The following is a 25129-nucleotide window of genomic DNA, read 5'->3' as shown; positions in this document are numbered from 1 at the left end:
TCGCTGCGCTCGCTCATGCGCTAGTTGTACCCCGCACGAGCCGCGCAATTCACCCGAACCGACCACTGCATCCCCGCGCGAACGCGGTCACGCCCCGATCGTTACGACTCCGTTGTCAGGACAACGGCATTCGGGTCCCGCACCGGCGGTCAGCCGGATGCTCGCACCGTCCACGGGTCGGTGCGCAGCGTGGACACGCGGGTCTCCAGGTCGGGCAGCGCGGTCCGGACAAGCGATTCCGCCTGTGCACACCAAGGGAATTCGGTGGCCCAGTGCGCGGCGTCGACGAGGGCGGGGCCACCCCGGCGCAGGTGCTCGTCGACCGGGTGGTGCCGCAGGTCGGCGGTGACGTAGGCGTCGACGCCGAGACGGGCCGCGGCGGTCAGGTAGGAATCACCCGCGCCGCCGCAGACCGCGACGGTGTAGACGGTGCGGTCGGGATCGCCCGCGGCGCGCACGCCCCACGCGGTGGGTGGAAGTGCGGCGGCCACCCGATCGGTAAAGGCCCGCAACGACTCTGGCTGCGGCAGGGTGCCGACCCGGCCGATCCCCCGCGACGAGGGCAGCAGGGCGCGTTCGCTGATGTGGTAGGCCGGGTCCTCGTAGGGATGGGCGTCGCGCAGGGCGGCGAGCACCGCCGAGCGGGCCGCGGGCGAGGCGACCACTTCGACCCGGTCCTCCTCGACATGCTGGAGTTCGCCGAGGACGCCGTGCGCCGGATTCGCCCCGGCCACGGGACGGAATTGACTGTTGGCGGGCACCCGCAGTGCGCAGTCCCGATAGTTCCCGCTGCCGCCGGCGCCTGCGGCGAAAAGCGCGGCCAGCACCGCGTCTGTGTGCGTGCGCGGCACCTGGACCACCCAGTTGTCCACAGCGGATTCGGGCTTCGCATCCAGCGGACCGGTCACAGTGAGACCGAGGGCCGCGGCGAGCGCGTCCGATACTCCGGGATCGGCGGAGTCGGCATTGGTGTGCGCGGTGAACAGGGCGCAGCCGGATCGGATGAGCCGGTGCAACAGCGCGCCTTTCGGCGTGTCGGCCGCGACGGTGTCGACACCGCGCAGCAGCAGCGGGTGATGCACGACCAGCGCTTGGGCGCGCCCATCGATCGCCTCGTCGACGACGGCGGCGGTGGCATCGACCGCGAACAGCACGCGGGTCAGCTCCTCCGCGGGATCGCCACAGACCAGGCCGACCGAGTCCCAGGACTCGGCCAGCCGCGGCGGGTAGGCCGCGTCGAGCACCGCGATGAGATCCGCGAGCGTGGTCATCGTCCACCTTTCTTCGCTTCGGTCATGCACTCCCACATTCTGTTTCGTTCGGCTTCGCCCTTCGGTCATCGCATACCTGTTGACCGGATTGCGGCGACCAGCCGATCCACCTCCGGTCCGTCTCGGACCGCGACCCTCAGATGATTCGGGCCGAGACCGGGGAACGTGTCGGCCCGGCGAACCGCGATCCCCCGGTCTGCCAGATGCTTGCGCAGCAGTGCGCCGTCCGCGACGTGCAGCAGCAGGAACGGGCCCTCGGCGGGGGTGTGCACATGCACGCCGAGTTCGGTCAGCCGCTCGATCATCGCGGCGCGTGCCGCGGCGACGGCCTCGGCGCGCCGCTCGGCCTCGATGACCGCCGCCTCGTCGGCGGTGGCGGTGATCGCCTCCAGCTGCAGCGTGCCGAGCGGCCAGTGGGCTCGCCCGCGCTCGAGCCGAGCGAGAAGCGCGGGATCGCCGAGAAAATAGCCGCAGCGCAGACCCGCGAGCGCCCAGGTCTTGGTGAGGCTGCGCAGCACAAGGAGGTCGGGCGCCGCGTCCGCGGCGAGCGATTCGGGTTCGCCCGCCACAGCGTCCGCGAACGCTTCGTCGACCACAAGGGTGCGGCCCGGCCTGCGCAGCGCGCGAACGGCGTCAGCCGGGTGCAACACGGAGGTCGGGTTGGTCGGGTTGCCGAGCACCACCAGATCTGCCTCGACGGGCACCGAGGCGGAATCGAGCAGGTAGGGCGGTGGCAGCAGCACCCTGGTCACGGGAACGCCCGCGTCGCGCAGCGCGAGTTCCGGCTCGGTGAACGACGGATGCAGCACGGCGGCCAGCCGCGGTGCGAGGCGGGGCAGCATCGCGAAACCCTCCGCGGCGCCCGCGAGCAGCAGCACCTCGCCGGGAGCACGGCGGTGCCTCGCCGCGACCGCGCGGCGCGCGGCGTCCGCGTCCTCGGCGCTCGGATAGCGGCCGAGCGCTCCGAGCCGGGCGGCCAAGCGCTGCCGCAGCCACTCCGGCGGCGCCGCGCCCTGGACGTTCACCGCGAAATCGAGCATGCCCGGACGTGCGTCCACGTCGCCGTGGTGGCGCAGTTTCGCGCGATCGACACTGTCCTCGGGCACGAGACGACACCCTACGTGGCGGTCCCGGCGCGAGACCGGCCAGAATGGCAGTCGTGGGTCAGCTGCACGTGTCGTTCGTCTGTACCGGCAACATCTGCCGTTCTCCGATGGCGGAAAAAATCTTCGCAGCGCATCTGTACCGGTCCGGACTGGCCGACCGGGTGCGGGTGAGCAGCGCTGGCACCGGGTCGTGGCACGTCGGCGACGACGCCGACCCGCGGACCGACGCGACGCTGCGCAAGTACGGCTATCCGACCGGTCATGTCGCCGCCGCATTCGGCGCCGCACACCGCGACGCCGATCTGGTGGTCGCGCTGGACAGCTCGCACCAGCGAGAACTGGCCCGCCTCGGCGTATCACGGGAGCGGCTGCGGCTGCTGCGCACCTTCGACCCCGACGCCGACGACCAGGACGTGGCCGACCCCTACTACGGCAGCGCCACCGACTTCGATCTCGTCCGCGACCAGATCGAAGCGGCCGTCCCCGGCCTGCTCGACTGGGTGCGCGCCGAGCTGCGCACGACCGCCGAGTCGCCCGACCGGAGCCCCCTCCTCGACGGACGATCCTGATGCGCAGGCTCACCTTTCTATTGCGCCCCAGCTGGCTGATCCTGGCGGTGCTGGTCGCCGCGTTCGCCTACCTGTGCTTCACCGTGCTCGCGCCGTGGCAGCTCGGCAAGAACACGGCCACCTCGCATCGCAATCAGCTGATCGCCGATTCGGTGCGAGCCGACCCGGTGGACGTCACAACGGTGTTCGGCGACACGGCCGCTGACTCGCACACCGAATGGCGCCGCGTCACCGCCTCCGGCGATTACCAGCCCGACTCCACGGTGCTGGTGCGGCTGCGCCACCTCGACGGTGCGCCCGGTTACGCGGTGCTCGCGACGTTCCGGCTGGACGACGGGCGCGTGCTGCTCGTCGATCGCGGGCTCGTCGCCGCGGTGGACGGGTCCCGCCCACCGCGGATCCCCGAACCGCCCACTGGGCCACAGCGCATCGAAGCGCGGATCCGCATGTCCGAAGGCGTCACGCCCGGCAAGGACCCGAGCGTCCAGGACGGCTACCGCCAGGTGTACTCCATCGACACCGCCCAGGAGTCGACGGTCCTCGGAAAGCCCGTCACCGCCATCCCGACCGGCGAACGCGGCGGCTACCTGCAGCTGAGCGAGAACCAGCCGGGCGTGTTCACACCCACCCCACTCCCGCAGCTCGACGCGGGCCCTTATCTGTCCTACGGCCTGCAATGGCTGGCCTTCGGCATCATGGCGCCGCTGGGGCTCGGCTACTTCGTGTACGCCGAGATCCGGGAGCGGCGGAAGGAAAAGGGCGCCGCCACAACAACTCATGCCAGGACAACTCGCGCCGTGACGACTTCCGCCGAGGCAGGCTCGGCCGAGGCAACCCAGGCAACGCCGACCGAATCCGCCGCACCGACCGCCGAGGCCCGCCTGGCCGACCGCTACGGCCGCGGCTGATCAATACTGCGCACGACCACGTCGCCGCCTCCTGCGACGTGCGGAAGACCAGAATCCGACCAGCGATTCGGTTCGTTACCGCGCCGCTTCCGACCCACACGGCCGATCTGAAGGACGCTGGTGCCGCCGATCGGCCGGATCGGGCAGCACCTCAGGAGCGATGCTCGACGCCGAAGAGCCGCCGCTGTGGCGAGCGCCGGCCCAGCCAGGACCACCTGGACGCGCGAAGCGGATCAGCGCTCGACGGCGGCGACAGCGGCGGCGAGCAGGGCGGCGGCGAGTTGCACGGCTTCGGAGAGCCGGACCGCACGGCGCAGATCGTCGACGGTGGGTGCGGGGCCGTCTCCGAGCAGCGGGCGCTGCTCGACGCCGTGCGGATACTGCGTGCGGCCACCCAACCGGACGCCGAGCGCGCCCGCCATCGACGCTTCGACTACCCCGGCATTGGGGCTGGGATGCCCCGCGGCGTCGCGGCGCCAAGCGCGCAGCGCCGCGGTGGGGCGTCCGCCGACAAGGGGCGCGAGCGCGGCCGTGAGCAGCCCGGTAAAGCGGGCCGGGATCAGATTCGCCACGTCGTCGGCACGCGCGGCAGCCCAGCCGAAGCGCAGGTAGCGCTCGTTGCGGTAGCCGACCATCGCGTCGAGCGTGTTGATCGCGCGATACCCCAGCAAACCGGGCACGCCCGCCACGGCGCCCCAGACCACCGGAGCGACGGCCGCGTCGGAGGTGTTCTCGGCGATGGACTCCAGGGCGGCGCGCGCAAGCCCGTTCGCGTCGAGCACATCCGGGTCGCGACCGCACAGCGCGGGCAGCAGCGCACGAGCACCGTCCAGATCGCCGCCGGCCAGCCGGTCGGCCATCGCACGACCGGTGCGCGCCAGGCTGCGCCCGCCGAGGACGGTCCAGGTCGCGACCGCGGTCGCGGCTACCCCGCCCCGCCGCGCCACCACACCGAACCCGACAACCGAACCGACCGCGAGCACCTCGTGCACCAGCCCCGCCACGCGCCGGTCGGCATAGGTCACCGACTCCAGCGCCCCGGCCGCCGAGCCGAACCCCGCCACCGGATGCCCTCGCCGGGGATCGCCGAACACCCGGTCGAGCGCGAATCCGAGCAGCAGCCCGACTGCGGTGGAGGTCCCCTTCTGCACCTGGCGAGGCTATCGGGTGGGTCCGACGGTGGGAGCGCCCGGCCGGGGCGTCACCGCCGGGTGGACGTCACACTTGCGGCCCCAGCGTCATCGACCTGGTGACGCATTCATACACTCGCCCGTGGGGGCCCGACGGCGAAAGAACAGTAGTGACTTCCGAACAGTCCTCCTCCCCGGAGCCCCTCGACCAGACCGAGCTGGCCCATCGGTTCGAGGAACACCGGCCTTATCTGCGCAGGCTCGCCTACAGCACGCTGGGTAGCCTCACCGACGCCGACGACGTGGTGCAGGAGGCGTGGCTGCGGTTGCAGCGCCAGCACGAGGCGGGCACCGCGGGCGAGATCGACAACCTGCGCGCGTGGCTGTCCACGGTGACCGGACGGCTCGCGCTCGACCACCTGGGCTCGGCCCGCGTGCGCAGGGAACAGTACGTGGGCGAATGGCTGCCCGAGCCCGAGGTGACGAGCTGGGACGACCCGGCCGATCGGATCACCCAGGACGAGCGGGTCACCACAGCCTTGCTCGTCGTCCTCGAATCACTGTCCCCTGCCGAACGCACGGCCTTCGTGCTGCAGGACGTGTTCGGTATGAGCGGCCCCGAGGTCGCCGAGGTGGTCGGCCGCACCCCGGCCGCTGTCCGCCAGCTCGCCTCCCGTGCTCGCAAGCACGTCGAAGACGGCACCCCGCGCTTCCCCGCGTCGCCCGACGAGCAGGAGAAGGTGGTGTCGGCCTTCGCGCTCGCCTGGCGTTCCGGCGACTTGAGTGCCCTGCTCGGCGTGCTCGACACCAACGTCAGCCTCACCGCCGACGGCGGCGGCAAGGTGCCCGCGATCCGGAAGCCCGCGCACGGCGCCGAACTGGTGGCCAAGCTGCTGCTCGGCTGGTATCACGCCCCGTCCACGGCGGGCGCCTGGGGCCGCGCGGTGCTGGTCAACGGCCGGCCGGGTCTCCTGATCTTCGACGGCACGCACACCGGTGTCTTCTCCTTCACCGTCGACGAGGGCCGCATCGTCGCGATCGACGTGGTCCGCAACCCGGACAAGCTCCACGACCTGCCCACCAGCGGTCAGCCCGACTGGTACCTGGGCGAGGGCCGGACCGGCAACGCGTAGCCGCGTGTCATCAGCACTCGCCCGGCCCACGAGATCGCGAGATCAGCCCGCGATGCCCACCGGTCGCGGCGCCGTATACCCATGTGCGGCGGCGACTTCGACCGACACCAGCCCGCCCGCGTGCGCGGTGAGTCCGTGGGCCAGCTCGGAATGCGTGGAGCAGGCGTCCTTCCAACCGAGCTCGGCGATCGCGCGGACGTACGGCAACGTGGCGTTGGTGAGCGCGACCGTCGAGGTGTGCGGGACGGCGCCGGGCATATTCGCGACGCAGTAGAACAGCGAATCCGCCACGCGGAAGGTGGGATCCGCGTGCGTCGTCGGGTGCGAGGCGGCGAAGCAGCCACCCTGGTCGATAGCGATGTCGACGAGCACCGAGCCGGAACGCATGCCCGCGACGAGTTCGTCGGAGACCAGTTTCGGCGCCTTGGCGCCCGGGACCGGCACCGAGCCGATGACGAGGTCGGCGGCCACCACCGAGCGCCGGATTTCCGCCGTGTTCGACGCGACGGTGGTGACCCGGCCTGCGAACCGAGCGTCGAGTTCACGCAGCCGGCGCAGGTTGGTGTCGAGGACGCTGACGTGGGCGCCCATGCCCACGGCGACGGCGGCCGCGTTCGACCCCGCGACGCCGCCGCCGAGCACGACCACCTCGGCCGGGCGCACGCCGGGGACGCCGCCGAGCAGCAGTCCCGCGCCGCCGAGCGGGGCCATCAGGTGATACGCGCCGATTTGGGCGCCGAGCTTGCCCGCGATCTCGCTCATCGGGGCGAGTAGCGGCAGCGAACGGTCGGCGGCCGACACCGTTTCGTAGGCGATGGCTGTGATCCCGGAGCGCAGGACGGCGTCGGTGCACTCGCGCGAGGCGGCCAAGTGCAGGAAGGTGAACAGCACCTGGCCGCGCCGCATGCGCGGATACTCTTCGGCGATCGGCTCCTTCACCTTCAATACCAGGTCGGCCTCCCACCAGACCTGGTCGGCGCCCGCGACCAGCCGTGCTCCCGCCGCGGTGTAGTCCGCGTCGCCGAAGCCCGATCCGGCGCCCGCGCCTGCCTGCACCACTACCTCATGTCCGTGCCCGGCCAGTTCCCCGGCGCCCGCCGGGGTCAGGGCTACCCGGAACTCTTGCTCCTTGACCTCTCGTGGGACTCCGATCCTCATACCGCCATCGTGGCCCCGTCACCGAGCAGGCGCCACGACCGACGCGCCGATCGCGCACGACGAGCACCCGGCCATCTCCGTCGCGCCACTTTGCCCACCTGAGCGAGCAGATGGTGTACCGCGGCGTGCTCACCAGCCGAGGGCGGCCTCCTTGCCCAAGGGTGGGATGTGCAGCTGGCCGGCGCGGTCCGCGTAGCGGAAGACGCGGGCGAGGTGGTCGAGCGTCTCGCTGAAGTGGGCCCAGCCCTCGCCGTGTACCGGGATGATCATGGCGTCGCCGAGCAGTTCGGCGGCCAGCAAGGCGGTGCGGGCGTTCAGAGTGGCGTCGGCGTCTCCGAACCGACCGACATTGGCGGCGCCCACGTTGAGAACTGCGATGTCGATCCGGCCGATTCGCTCGACGATCCGCGCCACCACGTCGACGGAGGCATTGTCACCCGAGACGTATACCGTCGGCTCCCGGTCGGCTTGCAGGACGAAACCGGTGACGATCCCGCTGAACGGCTCGCACCCCTCCGGGCCGTGCAGCGCGGGCACGCCGGTCACGCGTACCCCGTGCACCGTCACGGTCTCCCAGTTCTCCAGTCCGCGCACCCCTTGGATCCGGGTCGCCGCGCCGGGCGTGGACAGCACGATCGGCACCGTGGTCAGAAATGCGCGACCGGAGTTGTCCAGGTTGTCGGCGTGCTCGTCGTGCGAGAGCAACACGATGTCCACCGGGCCGGTCTGCTCCGGCAGTACCGCGGGGCCGGTGAGTTTGTGCAGCGTGACGGGGCCCGGGTAGTCGCCAGGCTCGTCGAAGGTTGGGTCGGTCAACCAGGTGCGGCCCGCGTAGTGGAACCCGAGGGTCGGTCCGCCGACGTGCAGAACTTCGAGGGTGGCGCGTTCGATCGTGTCGCTCATGACTGCGCCTCGCCGGCGCTCGGCTCCGTCATGCGCATCGCGCGCTGTGTTGATGCTTCGCTCGGTCATGCCGTCGATCGTGTCCTGGCCGCGGCAACGTCAACAGTGGCCCGTGAGCCCACGATCGCTAAAATCGGGCCATGCGTACTGTGGCCGTCGTCGCCTTCGACGGGATCAGCCCGTTCCACCTGTCCGTCCCGACCCTGGTCTTCGGCCGGGTGGGGGTCGGCGGTCCGGCACCGTACCGGGTGGATGTCTGCGCCGAACAGCCCGGAAGCCTGTGCACCCCAGCCGGTTTCGACATCGACGTCCGGCACGGGCTCGAAACCGTTGCCTGCGCCGATACGGTCGTGATCCCGAGCTGGGAGTGTGACATGCCGCTGTCGGAGGATCTGCGGACCGCCCTGCACGACGCACACGCGGGCGGCGCCAGGATCGTCGGCCTCTGCCTCGGCTCGTGGGCAGTGGCGGCCAGTGGGCTGGCCGACGGACGCGAAGTGACCACACACTGGGCAACGGCCGCCCAACTGGCCCGCGCCTACCCAGCGGTCCGGGTCCGCGCCGACACGTTGTGGTCGGACCTCGGCGACATCGTTACGTCCGCGGGCGTGGCCGCTGCCCTCGACTGCTGCCTGCACCTGGTGCGCGGGGACCTGGGCAGCCGCGAGGCCACCGAGCTCGCCAGAGCGATGGTCACCGCCCCGCACCGCAGCGGCTCACAGGCGCAGTACATTCCGGTGGCGGTACCCGATGCCGCCGACGACGACCCGATCGAACGCGCGATGGTCTGGGCGCGAACACACCTCGGCGACCCGATCGACCTCGATGGCTTGGCACGGGTCGCGCTCATGTCGCGGCGCACCTTCACCCGCCGCTTCCGGGACCGCACCGGCAGCAGTCCACAGCAGTGGCTGCTGTTGCAGCGCGCCGACCGCGCGCGGCTGCTACTCGAATCCACCAGCGACACCATCGAACACATCGCCACCGAAGCCGGATTCGGGACGGCGGTGAGCCTGCGCCACCACTTCCACCGCATCCTCGGAACCAGCCCGGCCGCCCACCGCGCCAGCTTCCGGGGGGCACGGCTAGTAACAACCGACAACGCCGGAGCCCTGGGAAGCGGCCGCACTCACCCGACACGTCGATGACGACCTGAAAGTCGCTCTGCACGTCCTCGCCGGTCCCGAGGTACGCATCGAGATCTCCGGATTCGCCTCATCCCCAGATCCGCACGATCGAATGAAGCTCAACCGGAAGTAGATCTTCGTTCTACCAGCGGGAACCGGCCCGGACTCGAAGACGGTCAGGCTATTCCCGCCACTCGAGCATCCAAAATTGGCCTTTGTAGCAGTACTTGGTGATTACCGCCCACCCACTGTCCTGGAGCGCCTTCTGTTTAGCGAGGCATTGGTCCTTGTAGATGAACATTTCGGTCGCAGCGCTGGCCGTTCCGGATGCACTGAGCATCAGCGCCCCCGCAGCCATTGTCGCCGCTACCGATCGAAATAGGATCTGATGCCGACGCATCTTGGTGTGCATGAAGTTTTGCTCCTCTGCTGGTTATTGGACAACCCCGATTGGGTCGAACAGTGAAGATTCAACTGCATGGGCAGGTGGAAAGTCGACAACCAAGCCAGTTTTCTGCACCCTTTTACATATTCTTGAGCTTGGTTCCTCGTATTGACATGAAACGAATCGGTTACGCTGCTTGATATTTCGGGTGTGAGCGATGATCTTCGGATGGACATGCGCAGGCTTTCCCTGGCTCAGCAGGAGGCGTTGCGGAATCCGGTGATGGCAGCACTGTTCGGCCACCACGCGGGCTCCGAAGTCGTACCGGGTCATGACGTAAACCTCTCCGCTCTAATGCTGCGTTCCTCAAAGATCATGTACCTTGTTGCTGGTCTTGGTGGTTCGGGTGTAATCGAGGTGGGTTCTGCCGAAGGTATTGATTGCGCGTCCGGCGCGGGATGCATTGGAGGAGCGAAAGATTCGTAAGATTGCAGCGGCTCGGAATGCGCCTGGAGATTGGACCCGGCGGGCGCGGATGATCACAGCCAGTTGGGATGGAAAGTCCACCGCGCAGATCGCCGGCGAGCTCGGCTGTCATCCACAGATGGCTCCAATTCCGGGTTGGTCTCGTAAACGGGTACCGCTCACTAGCAGATCATCAAACCAAAGGCCGAGTAGGTAATTGCACGTTTGTCGTTGGGGCGGTCTCCTCTGGGTACAGCGGTTACGAAGTTGAGACCACGCGGTCGGGTTCGCTCTTCGGACCGCAATCTGAATTCATCATCGATTGCTCGCGGAATACGGAATCCGCGGCGTGCCGATGACAACCGGTCGGTATTATAAATGACGACTCGACCTAGGGGATTGACGCACTCAATATGCCTGTGTAATATAATCCGCAATTGCGGACTGCAAGGGTCGAAACATCGTAAGTTCAAGATTCAGTCGCCGTTCCCGACACAAGACACCATCGATGCGGAAATTCCCGCGAACAGGTTTCCCAGAATTCCGCCTCGGACAGCATCGCGCATGCCTGGCCTGAAAGGCCACATCGGCGAGACCGTCCGGCACCTGCCGAAAGCGAGACTCCAGTTCTCGTGGAGGAGTATCGAGTAAGATATGAAATCCTACGATGCAGCGTTCTCAGCCTCTTTTCATACCCCCTGGCAGAACGCCGACAGCAGCACCCACGGCGCGACGGTGCCTCCGAGTGCGTACTTCCTGTATGGCAGCGGAAATGGAGCCGATGGAGTTCGGTACGACCGCTATGCGTGGGCGGCAGACCAGGGAAAGCCGTGGCTCGGAGACCAGCCCCTCGACAGCGGATCACTGTTCGACCTGCTCGGCGGCATCAGCATCTTCACACCCGACAACCCCCGCGGCCTCGACGGTACCAAGCCATTGGACGCCGCGCTGTGCTTCGAAGGCGCATCCAAAATCTACCTATTTCAGGGCGGGAGTTGTTACCGGGTCTCTATCGCAAAACCCACCTCGCAGGAATTTGATACCGATACCCAATCCCGGACCATCAAGAGGGTGTTCGGGTATGATTTCGACGATGGCGAAGGTAAGGAATTCCCCTTCGGGTCGGTAGACGCAACCCTGTACTCCCCGAGAGATCATAAGATCTGGTTCTTCCACGATACCGACTGTGAATCCGTCGACTACCTCGACTTCAAACCGGACCACTGGAAGGATCCCTCCGCCGGCGGCACCGTGCCCAGCATCCGCGGCGCATGGCCCGACCTCCCACGCGAATTCACCGACGAGGTGGCCTGGGCCGTCACCCTCGTCAGCAGCGATGACGGCACATACCAAGACCGCGCATATCTCAGTAACGGCACCGCGGTGTGCGCCGTCATCCCCAGCACCCATGAGCCAGCCGGTTATACGGTCATCTTCACCGAACCGGGTGACCATCCCTTTTCCACCCCCGCGAATGTATCGCGAATCACCATAGAATTGTGGGGCCCCGGCGGCGCAGGCGGCATACGTGGCTTTGAATACGATACCGCCAACAACGTCGGTGGTAACGGCGGCGCCGGCGCCTACATCAAACACGTCATCACTTCCGTGCCATCCGGTCCGGTGACCGTCCATGTCGGCGGACAGGGCGAATACACCTGCTACCCCGCACAGAGCCCCACACTCGTCGCCGGTGGTGGTGGGGGCGGTGGTGGGGGCGGAGGCAACGGCAGCTACGACAGCTATGGCGGCTACGGCGGCTACGGCGGCGGTGGCAATGGCGGTGCCGGTGAGTTCGGCAACCTCGGCGGCAGCGGGGGCAGCGGTGGTGTTGGCATCAGCAGCGGCGATGGTGGCGGCGCCGACGGCGACGGCGACACCGGTGGCAGCGGCGGCAGTCCTGGTGGCGGCGGCGGAGGTGGAGGCGACGGCGAGGACGGCGGAGGCGGAGGCGGAGGAGGCGGAGGCGGCTACCAAGGCGTGGGCGCCGGCGGCAACGGCGGTGGTTGCCGTGGCGGTGGCGGTGGCGGCGCCCAAGGCCCGAGCCACTATCCCGCGAATGCTGTTTTCAAGCCGTGCGCCGATGGAGACCCACGGACCCCGTATACGCGGCTCAACAACAGTGCGGGATTCGGCGGCGTCGATGGCGACCAGGGAGGCGATGGCGCCGCCCGCATAACCGTCGAAATCAGCTGAAGAGGTGAGGCATGACCAGCTACGAGTCGGACGAGCGCACTGTGGCGGAGATATTGGCGGACTACGGCATTCATCCCGACGGTGTCGATTCCATGCCGGGGGTGTCGCTCGCGCCGAGGATCAGGACGCGACAGACAGGTAGCTTGACGCCGGAGGATCCTCTCGTGGTCTACGGGGAATCAGACGACGACGCGAAACGTTTCGTGTTCCTGCTCGCCGGCGTGCAGATGTCGAATGAGAAGCCCATCTATGTTGCGTTGTCTGCCAGCAAGACCGACTACAAACTGGGACACCTGCCTTTGGTCGGGGGCAACGTACCCGAATACGGGGACGTGGTTCTGGATTACGGCGGTACGGGACTGGTGACGGGTACGCTGGGGCCGGACGACCTGACCCGGATCAATCAAACGCTCAGCGCGGTCGATTCGAGCTTTCCGTTGCGTTTCCCTTCGAGATTCAAAGGTCTCGCCCGAACCACGGGGTGCGCGTTTCTCAATTTCAGGCTGCTCGACAAGGGGCATCTGATTTTCGTTCCGCATCTGACGCAGGATTCCGTGCCGGCCTGGACGGACGTCGATTCCGGGATCGGAAGCCTTTATGTGCGCCGCCTGGGATGCACGTACGAGCAACACGACGGCGGCCTGTTCACCCTGAAGGCATGGGTGGACGGCACAGTGGCGATAGGGAAAGCAGCGGATCCGGACCCCGCGGAGCGGAAGGACGCGCAGGCCGGCGACAAGGGAATTGCCCTCGAGGTGATCGGCCTCAGTGTGGGGTTCACCACCAATGCGGACTACACCTGGTCTCTCGCCGTGGGCCTGCCGGAGGGATACGGCCTGCACTTCGTGCGGAAACCGGTCGAGATCGGCGGCGGTTTCGCCGTAATCCACGACAGGCCGGAATACGAAATCCTCGCCGAGGGTGGAGTAATGCTCTCCATGCCCGGCCTGAACTTCGAACTCCTGGGCGCTTATGCGCGAGCCCACCCGGGGAATGTGTCGCCGGCTTTCCCCATGGTCTTCCTGTTCCTGCTGCTGCGGCTGACCGCCGAGTCGGAGAATACTCCGCCGCAGGGCGTGGAGGTATTTCCCGGCGTGATGCTCACCGGCCTGTGCTTCGGTATCGGGATGAACTGCGAGCTTCAGGTGCCCGGTCCGGCCCAGGTGTTGAAGTTCCCGCTCCTGACCCCGCTGATGTCCGGAGCCCCCGCCGCGAACAGCCCCTTGGAAGTGGTGGACCGCCTCACGAGCACCGACGGCGACCTCCACACCAGGTGGGTGACGCCTCAGGATGGCACGTTCTGGTTCGCGGTCGGTGTCGCGGCGAACATCGTCGAGGTGTTCGACATCTGGGCGCTTCTGGTCATCTCGCTCCCGCAGAGCGGAGAATGGGCCGGCGCCCTGATCGGGACGCTGGATATGTCGGAATTCAGGAATATCTTCAAGGTGAAGGCTGCCATCGAAGCCGAGGTATCGGCAGATCTGGTGGCCGTCGGCGCCACACTCGCACCCAATAGCTACCTCTTCAGCGAAGATTTCATCAGCATCTCGGGCGCGATCGACCTTTACGTGTACATCGGCGGCGATTATCGGAACCAGTGGGTGCTGACCGCAGGAGGATATCCGGTTGGGTACACGCGCCCCGGTTACTACCCGAACGTCCGAGACCGGCTCGGAATATCGGCCAGGACTCCGGTCGGAAAAAACCAGTGGCAGGGGGTGTCGGGGCAGGCATACCTGATGTTCTCCAATTCCGGGATGGCGGTCGGCGCCAGCCTGACGTTCACACTTGTGGACCTGAAAATTTGGAAGCTGAGCATCAAGGGCTGGTTTGCCGCCTCCTTCGACTTCTGGGTTCAGTGGCATCCCTTCTACATCGATGCTTCGGTGCGGCTGAGTGCCGGGCTCCAGGTGAAATTTCTGGTCACCGTAAAGCTGGAAGTATCGGTGGGGCTGTCCATCTGGATGCCCCGCTTCGGCGGCAGAGCAGAAATCAGGCTTCCCTTCGGTGTCAAGTTCTACCCCACGTTCGGCAACGATCCGGCGCCCCCAGCTCCGCTGTCCTGGGACGAGTATGTCCAGCAGATGCTGCCGGGCGATGGGCGGCTGCTGGCGCGGGCCGAGTCCGGGCTACTGCCGGTCCCGGGGACTCCCGACGCCGACGGCAGCACTCCGGGCCCGCGGGACTCCGGCCCTGACGATGTGTGGAATGTGTCGGTCCACGGATTCGTCTTCTCCACGTCGTGCGCGGTTCCCTCCACCAGCATCGTCGTCAACGGCTCGCAGAGTTCGGCGGCCCATGCGACGACCGACGCGGAGGATGGCCAGGGGCTGAGCGTGCGGCCGATGGGCCACGGTAAGGGCGAAGGTCTCGAGTCCATCCACACCGTGACCATCACCCACGAGGACACCGGTCATACCGTCGATCTCCACCAGCAACACTGGGTGGTGGACCATGTCGCCCAAGGTGTCCCCGAGGCGCTGTGGGGGAAGCCGCTGGACCGAGACGCCGCACCGGATCTGAGTTCTTCCGGCCTCGTCGACGCTTGCACCGGCCTGCGCGTCCGTATCCCCGACGCCACGCTCGGCGCCTGCATCCCGGCCATCGACTCGGAAGACCTCGACGTCGAGCCCGTCGACCCCGACAGCAGCCTGCCCATCAACCCCACCGCCACGACACCGCCCGACCAGCCGCTCCCGAGCGCCGGCCCTCAGGCCGTCACCGTCATCGCCACTACCCTCACCGCACAAGCCGCCGCACGCACCCGCCTGGACGCGGCCCTGCGGCGCTGCCGAACCCTCGCGGGAGACATCCAGGACTACAGCCCGCACACCGACGACGCTCTCACCCACTACGAAGCACGCGTCACGCACGGCCTCTACACCACCGACCCCCTCACGCTCTGAACACCGGGACGTAGGAGAACTCTCATGGCGACACCACGCCTCATCACCTTCTACGACTCCTACACTCCGTTCCTGACGGGAGGTAGGTATGCGATCACCATTCATCAGGAGGTTCGCGACGCCGGCGGGCATTCGCTCAGTCATCCCGGGGAAAGCGGCGATCAATTTCCCGAAGTCACGCAGCATTTCGAGGTGCATGCTCCGCGTTTCGCCCTGCAGCCCGGATTCGTGCACGCGGTGCACCCGCCGTCCGGCGCGGTAGGTCCCTTCGACAATCAGCTGGCGCATGTGAGCCTGACCCGGCTGACGCTGCCATGGGAACAGATTCTGGCCGATGGCACCGATGGAGAGTACGAAGGCGAACGCGTTCCATGGATGGCGCTGCTCATTTTCGCCGAGAACGAGTTGCCCGGAGACCCGCACGCACAAGGTAAGGCGGATACCAAATACACCGTCCAGGACGTGCTCGACCTGCACAAGGACCCCCGCTCCACCGTTCTCGGCCCCAAGATCGATCCCGATACGGTCATTCCTCAGGTGTTGCAGGGCCAATGCCGGACGATCGATGTTCCGGCGAAGGTGTTCACGGCGGTCATTCCTCGTTTCGACGAGTTGAATTATTTGACGCATGTCCGTGAGGTGACCGAGCGTCCCACGCTGTCGGCGAAGTCGAAGATGTCGGCGGAAGAATTCACCGAGACAGGGCAATACACTCTTGTGCTGGCGAACCGGTTCCCCCGCACCTACGGGAACTACGCCGCCCACCTCGTCTCATTGGAGGGCTTTGTCGACTGTCTGAAGCCGGAGGGGGGTCCTCGAACACCGGACGGCATCGGTTCCGTGCGGCTGGTGTCACTGGTGTCGTGGTCGTTCACGTCGCATCCGGACCCCGGGGGACACTTCTCCGAAGTCGTCCACAACCTCGCTCTGCCCGGCGAGACCCACGATGACGAGCAGCACCCGAATCCGGATCATGACAATGCGCTGTCCCTGCGACTGCCACCACCGGCCGACGAGGACACCGAAGAGACCGCGGAGGTGAACAAGCGCCTGCGGTGGGGGTATGCGCCGCTGTCGTATCTGACCGCCGAGGGAGAGCAGACCTTCGCCTGGTACCGAGGACCGCTGATCCCCGTGCCGCCGCCTCCGCTCCCGCCCGGCCTGCAACCCTTCACCCGAGCATCCGATTCCGGGGACCATCGCGCCCAGGCAGACGCGGCACCGGTCATCGGCACGCCCGATGGGTTGCTGATCTACATCCCGCAGTGGGGTGTGTTCGATCTGACCTACGCCGTGGCATGGACGATGGGGCGGCTGCTGGCACTGTCCCACGCACCGGCCCGCTCCGCCCAGAAGGCATTCCGGCGAAAGGCCCGCACCGCCTTCTCAGCAGCGGTGACCCGCCTGACGACCCCGCCCGAGATCAGCGGCCTGGACCCACGCACCCTGACCACCACGGCAGCCATAGCTCACCCGCGGCCCGCCACCGACCGGTTGCACACTCTCCTCGCCGACGGTCTGGCGAGGCGCCTGACCCGGCGGCGCGCCCGGCCCGGCGCCGTGTCGACGCCCAAGGCCCAGCCCCCCGCCGCGCCAACCCCAGCACACCGGTTGCGTACCGTCCTCGAGCGCGGCGAGGTTCATGAGGCGATCGCCCGCGGCTTGGCCGACGAGACGGGACCGGTCGGCGACATCATCGACGCTCTCGCGGCACTGGATTTGGTGCCCTTCGATCACTTGGTGGCCGACCAGCGGATGCTTCCCCAGGAGAGTGTGCGCTTCTTCTACGTGGATCCCACGTGGATCACCGCGCTCGTCGACGGGTTCGTCAACGCCGGTGTTCAGACCACCACGGACAACGTCCTGCAGGAGACGGTCCTGCGACGCTTGGCGGCCGAAGCCAACACCGTCCCATGGCCCGAGGCCGGGCTTCTGTTGCGCTCCCGGCTGGTCCGCGACTGGCCGGGACTGATCATCGAAGGCGACAAGGACGGGCGGCCGGTCGAGATCGTGCGCCGGGAATACCTTGCCCCCGACCTGCTGCTGTGCCTTTTCGCCGAAGTTCCCGACACGGTCACGCTCGCCGAGCCGCATCAAGATCTATATATCGGCGCTCAGGTCGAACACGGCGATCTCTTTCTCGACTTGCGATACCTGGCAGACAACGGCCGGACGGGCGCGCCGATCAGCGACGATGACAACGTCCCTGCCTATCTGCGTGCCGGGACCGACACCATGGACATCCATCGGATCGCGCCCCAGCTCACCCGACGCCTGCACGAACTCGGTCAGCTGCCGGACGGTGAATTGACACCGGCCGGGTTCGCGGTGCAGTTGATTCAGTCCCCAACCCGACAGACATTCAAGCAGCCGTAGCGGCCCACCGCCCTCGAGTACTGGGGAGCTTACGATGACCCACCCGTTGATCGTTCCCGTGCAGATCAAAACCTACCTCGTCAACACAGTGGCGAGTGAACGCGAAGAAGGCTACGGACATTGGACCCTCGACTTCACCGATCCCACGAATCTGGCGGTTCCTCCCGAGCCGTATCCCGACCCTCATCTGGATGACCAGCCCGAGGTAGGCGCACATGTGCACTGGTCGCTACCGCACGCGCTACGTGCCCACCAGGCCGAGGGGAACGAGTTTCCGCTGGTTCCCAACCGGTGGCTCGTCGTGCGCTCCAGCCGGCCTGCGGGCGCATCCCCCTCCTTCGAGGCCTGGGTAGCGGAAAGCGACAGTCTCGTCGATCCGGACACCGTCGAGGACTCGAACAGTCCGGGCCGCGACGCTTGGCAGAATTACCCGTGGCAGGGGAACCGTTCTCCCTATCCATTCACGGTGCCGAGGACGGACCAGTACTACACCCGGGGAGATCTCAAGGAGGGAGCGATCGGGCGGGCGTTCGAGATCAACGCCTGGGAGGAGAAGAAGACAACCGATCTTTTTCTCACCGCGATCGGTCCGGGACTTCCGGACTTCTGCGGTTTCCTGCCGTATCACCGCGGCGTCTTCTCGTTCTACGACAATCTCGACGGCGTCGATCGAGCGACACTGGATTATCTTGTGGTGGGCTGGTATTCGGACCCGGCCGAGGACATCCTCGCCGCACGCCGGAAGCAGCGTTCGGCGCTCGGGGCGCCGGATCTGACCTCGCTACTCGACGCGTTGGGCTGGGCACCCGGTCGCATCGAGACGGACAGGGTCTCGGTATACGCCGGGACGGCGTTACGGCTGCCGTGGGACAGAACAAACCGTGACTACCCCCAGGGGAATCTGCCCGACAGCGCGAGCCAAGCCCACCTCGCGGTGGGCCACAACACCGCCGAGGCCCAAACTGCCGACCTGCACAGTGAAAGTGACGATGTCGCTGTCGGCCGACTCCTGCATGCCTTTCTCACCGACGGCCTCGAAACACTCGACACCGCGCCGCAAAAGTTCGACGACCGTGTGCACAGCTCGTGGTTCATCCCGCACGACATCGGCCACGCCTGGACTATCACCGACGCGCCGGGATCTCGGACCTCCGTGACGGAGGACGAACTGAACAAGGAGCGGGAATGGCTGGCCGAACTCAATGAAAAGCAATACCGATACAACCTGCTCGCGCGCAACGAAATCGGATTGCAGAACAGGTTGTACGACCTGTGGCGGCTGGGCAAGATGCCGCCCGAGGACGGAGGTGCCGGACGACCGGCGGACTTCGACCCGGGTACGGCGATCGACAAGCTCGCGTCCGGACTGCGGCGAGTTCAGGATGAGATGAAGGGCCTGCTCGCCGAGGCGGACGGGATCCCGTACGGGGCGACGGCGGAGGAATTCGAGGCGAGCATCACCCGGTACGCCAGGGCTCAGGGTCTGGATCCGACGTGCCAGAATCCTGATGGGATCCACCGCGCGCTGAAAGCTGTCCCGCTCCCCCCTTTCTACGCACCCTATGATCCGGTCGTCGTGCTCGGCGGGGTGAATGCCGAGGAGGAGCAGTATCCAGAGGCGCTGCCGTGTCGTTCCGACGATCAATTGGTGGCCGCCATGCTCATCGACAACGATATGCAGCCGCCCCCGGAACCGCCGCCGCTGCCCGACTGGAGCGCCAAACTTCCGGGCCACGTGCGGGCGTGCTTTACCGGCCTGTTCCGTGAGTTCACGCTGCTGTCCCGGGCCGCAGCTCGCGGCACCGCCGAGGACAACGACCTGGTCAAAGACATCGAAACCCTGGTTCACGGCGTCTCCGAGGCCTTCCACGATGCCGCAGGGCAGGCGACGGGCCCGGGATACTTCACCGGCATGTGGGACCAGCCGTGGTCGCCGGTCTACCTGCTGTGGGAGATGGACTACTACCCCATCCCGGCCGACGCCAACGACGGCTACCACTGGGTCTTCGACGCCGGCAGCGGCCGTTACCGGCTGACGAAAACCGGTGCCCCGCAGCCGATACCCGCATGGAAGTTCGTCGGTCGTTCCGCTCTGACCGACCTGCCGCGGCACCTGGTGAACGGCGCTGTCGAACGACACCTGCGCCGCTACACCGATGCGCCCCTCGAAGCGCTCGAGGATCTGGCCGGTCGGCTCGGCGTCGGAGAGATCTCGCAGATGCTGGACGGTTTTCACCGGAACCTGGATCAGCGCATGCCGGGCATGGGGGTCAAGCCGAACGAGAACGACCCGAGCGAGAGCCACCTGTGTGACGTGCTTGCCGGCTACGACTACCCCGACAGCGGCTTCCCCTCGCCCGACCCCGACGTGATGGCCCCGACCGCGAAAATCCGGTTTTTCCCTGCCTGCGCAGGACAGTTCGTTGTCACCTTCGCCGGTGTCGTGGACTCCATGGGACGCAACTTCACCTACATCGATGCTGGCATCGGCGGCGAACTCAGCCCCGCACAGCGCCTGCCGTGGATCGCCGACACCCTCGAGCCCAGCACCGAGAACAACGAACCGATCACGGTGGGTGAGAAGTGGACGAACCCCGGCTGCTACGTGCAACTGGCACCACGCATCACCGGACCGACTCGGCTGCGATTCGACTTGGTCCCTGCCAACACTTCCGCCGCCGTCCCCGGGGCGGTCATCAACGACCCGCCGGTCGTGGCCACCTCGAGCGAACCGGCCCCGACTCCGGCGCTCGGGTGGCTGCTCCTGAATCACCTCTCCCAGTCCCTGCTCGTTCATGACGAGTGCGGGCGCGGCATCATGGAAGCCCGCAAGGGGATCGGCACCGACGGGCACACCGAAGGGGCGGCCATCGATTGGGCCACCCTCCCCTACTACCCCCACCACGACGACCCGACCGACCCGAACGGCGACTTCGCCCGCACATGCCCCGAGCTTTTCGGCTTCCTCACCGGCCTGCGTAACGGCGGCACCGAGGCTTTCGACGCCCTCATGCGGCGCATTGACGACTCGGCCGCCACCGCCCCGCCTCCCGGCAACGACGGCACGATGGTGGCGCCGCTGATCGGGATGCCCGTCGCGCTGCTGCGGGCCCGGCTGACTCTGGAGAGCTTTACGCTGCCCATCACCGATCCCAGCTGGGGCAGCGACTCCGCGCCGTACCCGGTGCTGGACTTCCCCACGCCCGACTACCTGAAAAAGCAGTGGAGGTGGAACATCCGGCTGGGCGGCCAGCAAGAGAACGACGACGGCGTCATCGTGACCACCGACGGCCTGATCGGCTACTTCACCCACAAGACCGACGGCCCCGACGGACCTGTCCTGCAGGGTGAGAACACCGATTACAGCGTCTTCCGCACCGCCGACGGCGGGGACAGCGGCTACGCCCGCAAGATCACCGCTCAGGACCTCGCGTTGCCGGTCAACCTCGCACTCATGCCGGAAAATCCGCATGCTCACGGTGACGACCCAGTCACACCGGTCGTCGCCTACGTGACGATGCTGGCCCACCCGTGGGCAGAGATCAACGCAGTGACCGACATCTTGCCCGCGGTCAGCGTCCGCCTGCCCGACGAAGCTTTCCGCACACCTCTGTCACGATTGCAGATCGCCTGCCGGGTCGGCCCGATCCTGGCCGGCACCCGGCCCGCCCCGACCAGCCAACCCGATCCGAACACCGGGGAGGTCACCCAGGTGACAGGCATGGTCATGCCCCGCCCCGACGCGTGGACCGGCATCTGGGACTGGTCCGAACCGCGCTCGGACGGCACCGGTCGCACGGCTCTGAGCCAGGCGGCGCAGACCGCCGTGCCGTGGGACCACTACCCCATCACCTCTCCCGACGTCGTCGCTCACCTCGACCAGCCCAATTCCGTCGCCCGCACCGGCTATCTGACCCTGGCCACCACCCTCGACCAGATTGCGTCCCCGACGCAAGACATGCCGGAGACGACGAACTCCTCGCAGGTTCCCATCGATGCGGCGACTCGTCCGCACCAGGAGCAGCCCTAGTGACCAGCCGCAACGAACCCCACCCCGCCGGCCAGGCTCCCACGGGGCCGCCGGTGCAGTTCTGGCCGACCGGCGACGACGGAACCTTCGAGAATTTCTACGCCGACGACACCCCGATAATCCGAGGCGAAACCACCACCCTGCATTGGACCTGCACGAACAACCCGGTTGTCCACTACTCCCTGTACTACAACACTGGTGGTGAAGACGCCCGGCAGGTCACGGTGAACGACACGGACCTGTTCCAGAGACAAGACCCCGACGACCCCGACAGCCCACTCGAATACGCACTCCCGAACCCCGGCGACCCTGGCAAACTCCTCGATTTCGCCTACCCGACCGAGCCCCTGGACGGCATCGCCGTGGGCTACCACCTCCAGGCCGTCTGCAAACAGCAAGGAGTCGAAGAAACCCAGGACCTGACCACCGCGACATTCGTCCATCGCGGTGATCTCGAAGCCGGCAGCATCAACAGCCTCACCGGAACCACCCACATCCTCACCGAGACCCAGGAAGGCTTTGCCAACAACACGCAATACCTCGCGCTCACCGACGGATTCCTGTGTGGTTCGGTCACCGACGACAGACTCTGGATTCAGGTCACCCCTGCGAACCCCAGGACAGGCGGGCGGGCCGGTATGCCCTCCACCTGGCATCTCCTCGTCGCCGACACCGACTCGCGGGGCGCATACAACTGCAACCTCACCATTCCGATCGGCAAGCACAGCACCCTCGCATTCGGGCTTCCCGACCCGCAGGCATACAGCCTGACCTGGCACCCTGTCGGCACCGGAAACCTCACCGACAACCTGGCAGACAGCGTCGAAGCGCCGCTGCGCGCCCCCACCGCCGCCCATGCCGACGAAGCTGCCGGTGCCCAGTGGCCGGAAGACCGGCCCGTCGAAGACTTCTATCCCGCAAACCTCACCGTCCATGCCGGTGACATCACCGACCTGCATTGGCACGGACCCGAGAACAGTGAGGGTTCGCCATTCGGCTATACCCTCACCTACAACGTTTCCAGCGGACCCGACACCCGGACGGTTCGCCTGGACAACGACCAGATCCGCGCCTATCGCACCACCGATCCCGGAAACGAGAAGCTCGCTTACTTCACCGTCCCCACCGAGCCTCTCAACGGCATCGGTGTCGGCTACCACCTCCGAGCCACCTATCAGCCCGACGGCGATACCCCTGCCTCCATGGACCTGACCACCGCCAGTGTGATCCTGGGTGGCGACCTCCGAGCCGGCCACCTCCGCGTCACCGGATCGAGCCGTATGCTCCACACCGGTCAGACGCCTCTCGAGCATGGCACCGACTACACCGCACCGACAGACGGATTCCTCTTCGGCTCCGTCGCCGGCGGCACACTCCGTGTCGAGATCACTCCGCCTGGCGCCTGCGGCCCCGTCCCGCCGGAAGGCTTCACGATCACTTCGGACTCCGCCGAGGACCTCCACGGCCGGGACAATCAGAACTTCACACTTCCCATCCGCAAAGCCAGCAAGGTCACATTCGCCACAACCGGAGACGCGGACCTGCAACACAAGCTCAGCTGGCACCCTCTCGGTCCCGAAGACCTCGCGCAATAGCACCCGGAGGAGCACACGATGAGCAACGGCGACGGCGGTCCCCTCCCCATCGTTCTCGAAAACTTCAGCACCGATCCGGAAACACCCAATGCCGGTAAGAACGTCACCCTCTATTTCTCGTTCAAGAACGAGACGAACAGCGACATCACCTGTCAGGAAATCGCCATCGACCTCAATCCCGGCGATACTCCCGAGAATCTTTGTACCGACCAGGCCGTCCAGGACTCCATAATCACACCGTCACATCCCGGTAGCTGGGATTTCAAGCACGCATTCGACAAAAATAAAAACGTTCACTACCTCTCCCTCACGCCACACAACAGCCGCCACCCTGTACTCGGCCCCGGTGACTCCCTGAACGTCAAGGTCACGGTCAAGGTCAGCGACAAACTCCGATCCGATGACCTCACGACAACCATCATCACGGTCACGGAACACATCGGTGACGCACGGCCGTCTCAGAACATCCCGCTCGCAAAATGCCCCGCGGGAACCGTATTCGACAGTTTCCGCGCCGACCCGCCGGACAAGGTCCTCGTCCGGCAGGGCGAGCACCTCCAGCTCAGCTGGTCGTGCGATCCGATCGGATTCGACAAGGGTGCAACCCCAGGCAAGCCGTACTACACCCTCACCATCGACTACGACCAACTCGCCGGCCCCATGGACATCACCGACCTCAACGACGACGGCGCAGGCGCGTACACGGGCCCCGGCGAAAGCCATTCCCTCACCCTTTCCCACACCACCCTCTTCATACTCACCCTCACCTTGTGGGACAAAACCCACCAGCAAAAACGCACCCATACACTGACCACACTGGTCACCGTCCAACCAACCGATGTCGACCTCGACAACCTCTCCATCGATTACACCGCCAGCATTCTGACGGATCCCCATCTCATCACCACTACCGGAAACCACACCGCGACCACCGACGGGCTCCTGCTGTGCACCGTCCGGGGCGAGCATTCCGGCATCGTGGTCAAGGTGACAGGCCCCGGTGAACAAGAAGTCGATTATGCGATCAACACCAGCACAGCGGACCCCTACAACGACCCCACCCAGTTCACCGGCCGCAGAATGGTTCTGCCCATCGCCCGGGACAGCAACGTCTCCATCAGCTCGCCAGAAAGCGACGGCACCTACCGAGCGGCATGGTATCCCCTCGGAACCGGCACCCTCGCGAAGCAGTGAGTGAAGGCGCACCAGGCCGCGCTGCTCACCGCCCCAGACGTCCGTTGCCGCTGTCCAATTCACGGCCGCTTCGGCGCTTTCGGATCGGTGCGCGTCAGCAGCAGGGGGACTGTAAGTGTGCCCGGCAAGGTCCGCCGCGAACTGGGCGAGTCAGAGCAAGGTCGCATTCGCCTGAATGCGACCGCCTATGTACACAACACAGCCCGTCACCGCACGGCAAATGAGGTGTGATACAGGCCACATTTATCGAAGGCATCACCAGAAGCGCTGATAACATTCAGCCAGCGTGCCCGGTGACCCGGGGTCTCCTGCCGGAACGGTTGTCGTGCGGCTCGTAGCGCAGTGGTGAACCAACCCGGGTCGCTGAGCGAGCGTGCAGGCAGGAGGTATCACGGTGTCGTACGTGCAGTCGGGTGTACACCGGCCCAAGGGGCGGATCAGCGTGGCCGACATCGCGGCCCAACCAGGCGGAGTCGAGGCACTCCAGCGTCGGGTTCATGAATTACGTTCCACCGGTGTCGATTTCGCCGCGAACGCGATCGAGCAGGAAATGGCCGAGTTGAATCTACCCCGCCAGTGACTCGAACACCATGGTCGCCGCGTGTCACGTTGCCACGGTGATTGGGACAAGACCGGCCGCGGCGTGCTGATCCAGCGCCATCAGCGCGGCCGCATCC

17 protein-coding genes are annotated in these 25129 nt (G+C 66.6%); 12 read left to right on the top strand and 5 right to left on the bottom strand.

Annotated features, from left to right (window positions below; translation table 11 throughout):
- Nucleotides 1–149: 149 nt before the first annotated feature.
- On the bottom strand, nucleotides 150–1271 hold the full coding sequence (locus OHB12_RS33860) for a Nif3-like dinuclear metal center hexameric protein (protein WP_327114247.1): 1122 nt from the start codon (nucleotides 1269–1271) through the stop codon (nucleotides 150–152).
- A gap of 65 nt (nucleotides 1272–1336) precedes the next feature.
- Nucleotides 1337–2377, bottom strand: a complete 1041-nt coding sequence (cobC, locus tag OHB12_RS33855) for an Rv2231c family pyridoxal phosphate-dependent protein CobC (protein ID WP_327114245.1) — start codon at nucleotides 2375–2377, stop codon at nucleotides 1337–1339.
- 44 nt (nucleotides 2378–2421) lie between these two features.
- Here cobC and OHB12_RS33850 point away from each other — a divergent pair, with 44 nt between their 5' ends.
- A complete protein-coding gene (locus tag OHB12_RS33850; protein ID WP_327114243.1) occupies nucleotides 2422–2946 on the top strand; it encodes a low molecular weight protein-tyrosine-phosphatase in 525 nt (174 codons plus the stop codon).
- Nucleotides 2946–3854 carry an SURF1 family cytochrome oxidase biogenesis protein gene (locus OHB12_RS33845; protein ID WP_327114241.1) on the top strand — a complete coding sequence of 303 codons (909 nt, stop codon included), beginning with the start codon at nucleotides 2946–2948 and terminating at the stop codon, nucleotides 3852–3854. The genes OHB12_RS33850 and OHB12_RS33845 overlap by 1 nt, the downstream gene beginning before the upstream one ends.
- 233 nt (nucleotides 3855–4087) lie before the next feature.
- Here the strand turns inward: OHB12_RS33845 and OHB12_RS33840 are convergent, their stop codons facing one another.
- Nucleotides 4088–5005 carry a cobalamin biosynthesis protein gene (locus tag OHB12_RS33840; protein ID WP_327114239.1) on the bottom strand — a complete coding sequence of 306 codons (918 nt, stop codon included), beginning with the start codon at nucleotides 5003–5005 and terminating at the stop codon, nucleotides 4088–4090.
- A gap of 149 nt (nucleotides 5006–5154) precedes the next feature.
- Here OHB12_RS33840 and sigJ point away from each other — a divergent pair, with 149 nt between their 5' ends.
- Nucleotides 5155–6117: an RNA polymerase sigma factor SigJ gene (gene sigJ, locus OHB12_RS33835; RefSeq protein WP_327114237.1), complete on the top strand. Its 963-nt coding sequence runs from the start codon at nucleotides 5155–5157 to the stop codon at nucleotides 6115–6117.
- 42 nt (nucleotides 6118–6159) lie between these two features.
- Here sigJ and ald read toward each other — a convergent pair whose 3' ends face one another.
- Both ald and OHB12_RS33825 read right to left on the bottom strand, forming a co-directional pair.
- On the bottom strand, nucleotides 6160–7275 hold the full coding sequence (gene ald, locus OHB12_RS33830) for an alanine dehydrogenase (RefSeq protein WP_327114235.1): 1116 nt from the start codon (nucleotides 7273–7275) through the stop codon (nucleotides 6160–6162).
- A gap of 129 nt (nucleotides 7276–7404) precedes the next feature.
- Nucleotides 7405–8178, bottom strand: a complete 774-nt coding sequence (locus OHB12_RS33825; RefSeq protein WP_327114233.1) for an MBL fold metallo-hydrolase — start codon at nucleotides 8176–8178, stop codon at nucleotides 7405–7407.
- 140 nt (nucleotides 8179–8318) lie between these two features.
- Here OHB12_RS33825 and OHB12_RS33820 point away from each other — a divergent pair, with 140 nt between their 5' ends.
- From OHB12_RS33820 to OHB12_RS33780, 9 genes are all read left to right on the top strand, one after another.
- A complete protein-coding gene (locus OHB12_RS33820; protein ID WP_327114231.1) occupies nucleotides 8319–9326 on the top strand; it encodes a GlxA family transcriptional regulator in 1008 nt (335 codons plus the stop codon).
- A gap of 574 nt (nucleotides 9327–9900) precedes the next feature.
- Nucleotides 9901–10176 (top strand): hypothetical protein, encoded by a 276-nt coding sequence (locus OHB12_RS33815; RefSeq protein ID WP_327114229.1) that lies wholly within the window; start codon nucleotides 9901–9903, stop codon nucleotides 10174–10176.
- 633 nt (nucleotides 10177–10809) lie between these two features.
- Entirely contained in the window at nucleotides 10810–12351 is a 1542-nt protein-coding gene (locus tag OHB12_RS33810) for a hypothetical protein (protein WP_327114227.1), read from the top strand.
- 11 nt (nucleotides 12352–12362) lie between these two features.
- The gene (locus OHB12_RS33805; protein ID WP_327114225.1) at nucleotides 12363–15257 is read left to right on the top strand and encodes a DUF6603 domain-containing protein; all 2895 of its coding nucleotides are present in this window, start codon (nucleotides 12363–12365) and stop codon (nucleotides 15255–15257) included.
- Between the two features lie 24 nt (nucleotides 15258–15281).
- On the top strand, nucleotides 15282–17633 hold the full coding sequence (locus tag OHB12_RS33800) for a hypothetical protein (RefSeq protein ID WP_327114223.1): 2352 nt from the start codon (nucleotides 15282–15284) through the stop codon (nucleotides 17631–17633).
- Between the two features lie 34 nt (nucleotides 17634–17667).
- Nucleotides 17668–21663: a hypothetical protein gene (locus OHB12_RS33795; protein WP_327114221.1), complete on the top strand. Its 3996-nt coding sequence runs from the start codon at nucleotides 17668–17670 to the stop codon at nucleotides 21661–21663.
- The gene (locus tag OHB12_RS33790) at nucleotides 21663–23258 is read left to right on the top strand and encodes a hypothetical protein (protein WP_327114219.1); all 1596 of its coding nucleotides are present in this window, start codon (nucleotides 21663–21665) and stop codon (nucleotides 23256–23258) included. Before OHB12_RS33795 ends, OHB12_RS33790 begins: the two co-directional genes overlap by 1 nt.
- 18 nt (nucleotides 23259–23276) lie before the next feature.
- On the top strand, nucleotides 23277–24452 hold the full coding sequence (locus OHB12_RS33785; protein WP_327114217.1) for a hypothetical protein: 1176 nt from the start codon (nucleotides 23277–23279) through the stop codon (nucleotides 24450–24452).
- A gap of 394 nt (nucleotides 24453–24846) precedes the next feature.
- Nucleotides 24847–25032: a hypothetical protein gene (locus OHB12_RS33780; RefSeq protein WP_327114215.1), complete on the top strand. Its 186-nt coding sequence runs from the start codon at nucleotides 24847–24849 to the stop codon at nucleotides 25030–25032.
- The last annotated feature ends 97 nt before the right edge of the window (nucleotides 25033–25129 follow it).

The organism is Nocardia sp. NBC_01730 (genome assembly GCF_035920445.1).
Lineage (GTDB): Bacteria > Actinomycetota > Actinomycetes > Mycobacteriales > Mycobacteriaceae > Nocardia.
Note: the sequence above shows the minus strand (reverse complement) of the source record. Positions and strands in the feature narration are given on the sequence as shown.

Coding starts and splice junctions, on each gene's coding strand:
- OHB12_RS33860 (WP_327114247.1), bottom strand. CDS start 1,271: ATGACCACGCTCGCGGATCTCATCGCGGTGCTCGACGCGGCCTACCCG.
- OHB12_RS33850 (WP_327114243.1), top strand. CDS start 2,422: ATGGCAGTCGTGGGTCAGCTGCACGTGTCGTTCGTCTGTACCGGCAAC.
- OHB12_RS33845 (WP_327114241.1), top strand. CDS start 2,946: ATGCGCAGGCTCACCTTTCTATTGCGCCCCAGCTGGCTGATCCTGGCG.
- ald (WP_327114235.1), bottom strand. CDS start 7,275: ATGAGGATCGGAGTCCCACGAGAGGTCAAGGAGCAAGAGTTCCGGGTA.
- OHB12_RS33825 (WP_327114233.1), bottom strand. CDS start 8,178: ATGAGCGACACGATCGAACGCGCCACCCTCGAAGTTCTGCACGTCGGC.
- OHB12_RS33820 (WP_327114231.1), top strand. CDS start 8,319: ATGCGTACTGTGGCCGTCGTCGCCTTCGACGGGATCAGCCCGTTCCAC.
- OHB12_RS33810 (WP_327114227.1), top strand. CDS start 10,810: ATGAAATCCTACGATGCAGCGTTCTCAGCCTCTTTTCATACCCCCTGG.
- OHB12_RS33805 (WP_327114225.1), top strand. CDS start 12,363: ATGACCAGCTACGAGTCGGACGAGCGCACTGTGGCGGAGATATTGGCG.
- OHB12_RS33800 (WP_327114223.1), top strand. CDS start 15,282: ATGGCGACACCACGCCTCATCACCTTCTACGACTCCTACACTCCGTTC.
- OHB12_RS33795 (WP_327114221.1), top strand. CDS start 17,668: ATGACCCACCCGTTGATCGTTCCCGTGCAGATCAAAACCTACCTCGTC.
- OHB12_RS33785 (WP_327114217.1), top strand. CDS start 23,277: ATGAGCAACGGCGACGGCGGTCCCCTCCCCATCGTTCTCGAAAACTTC.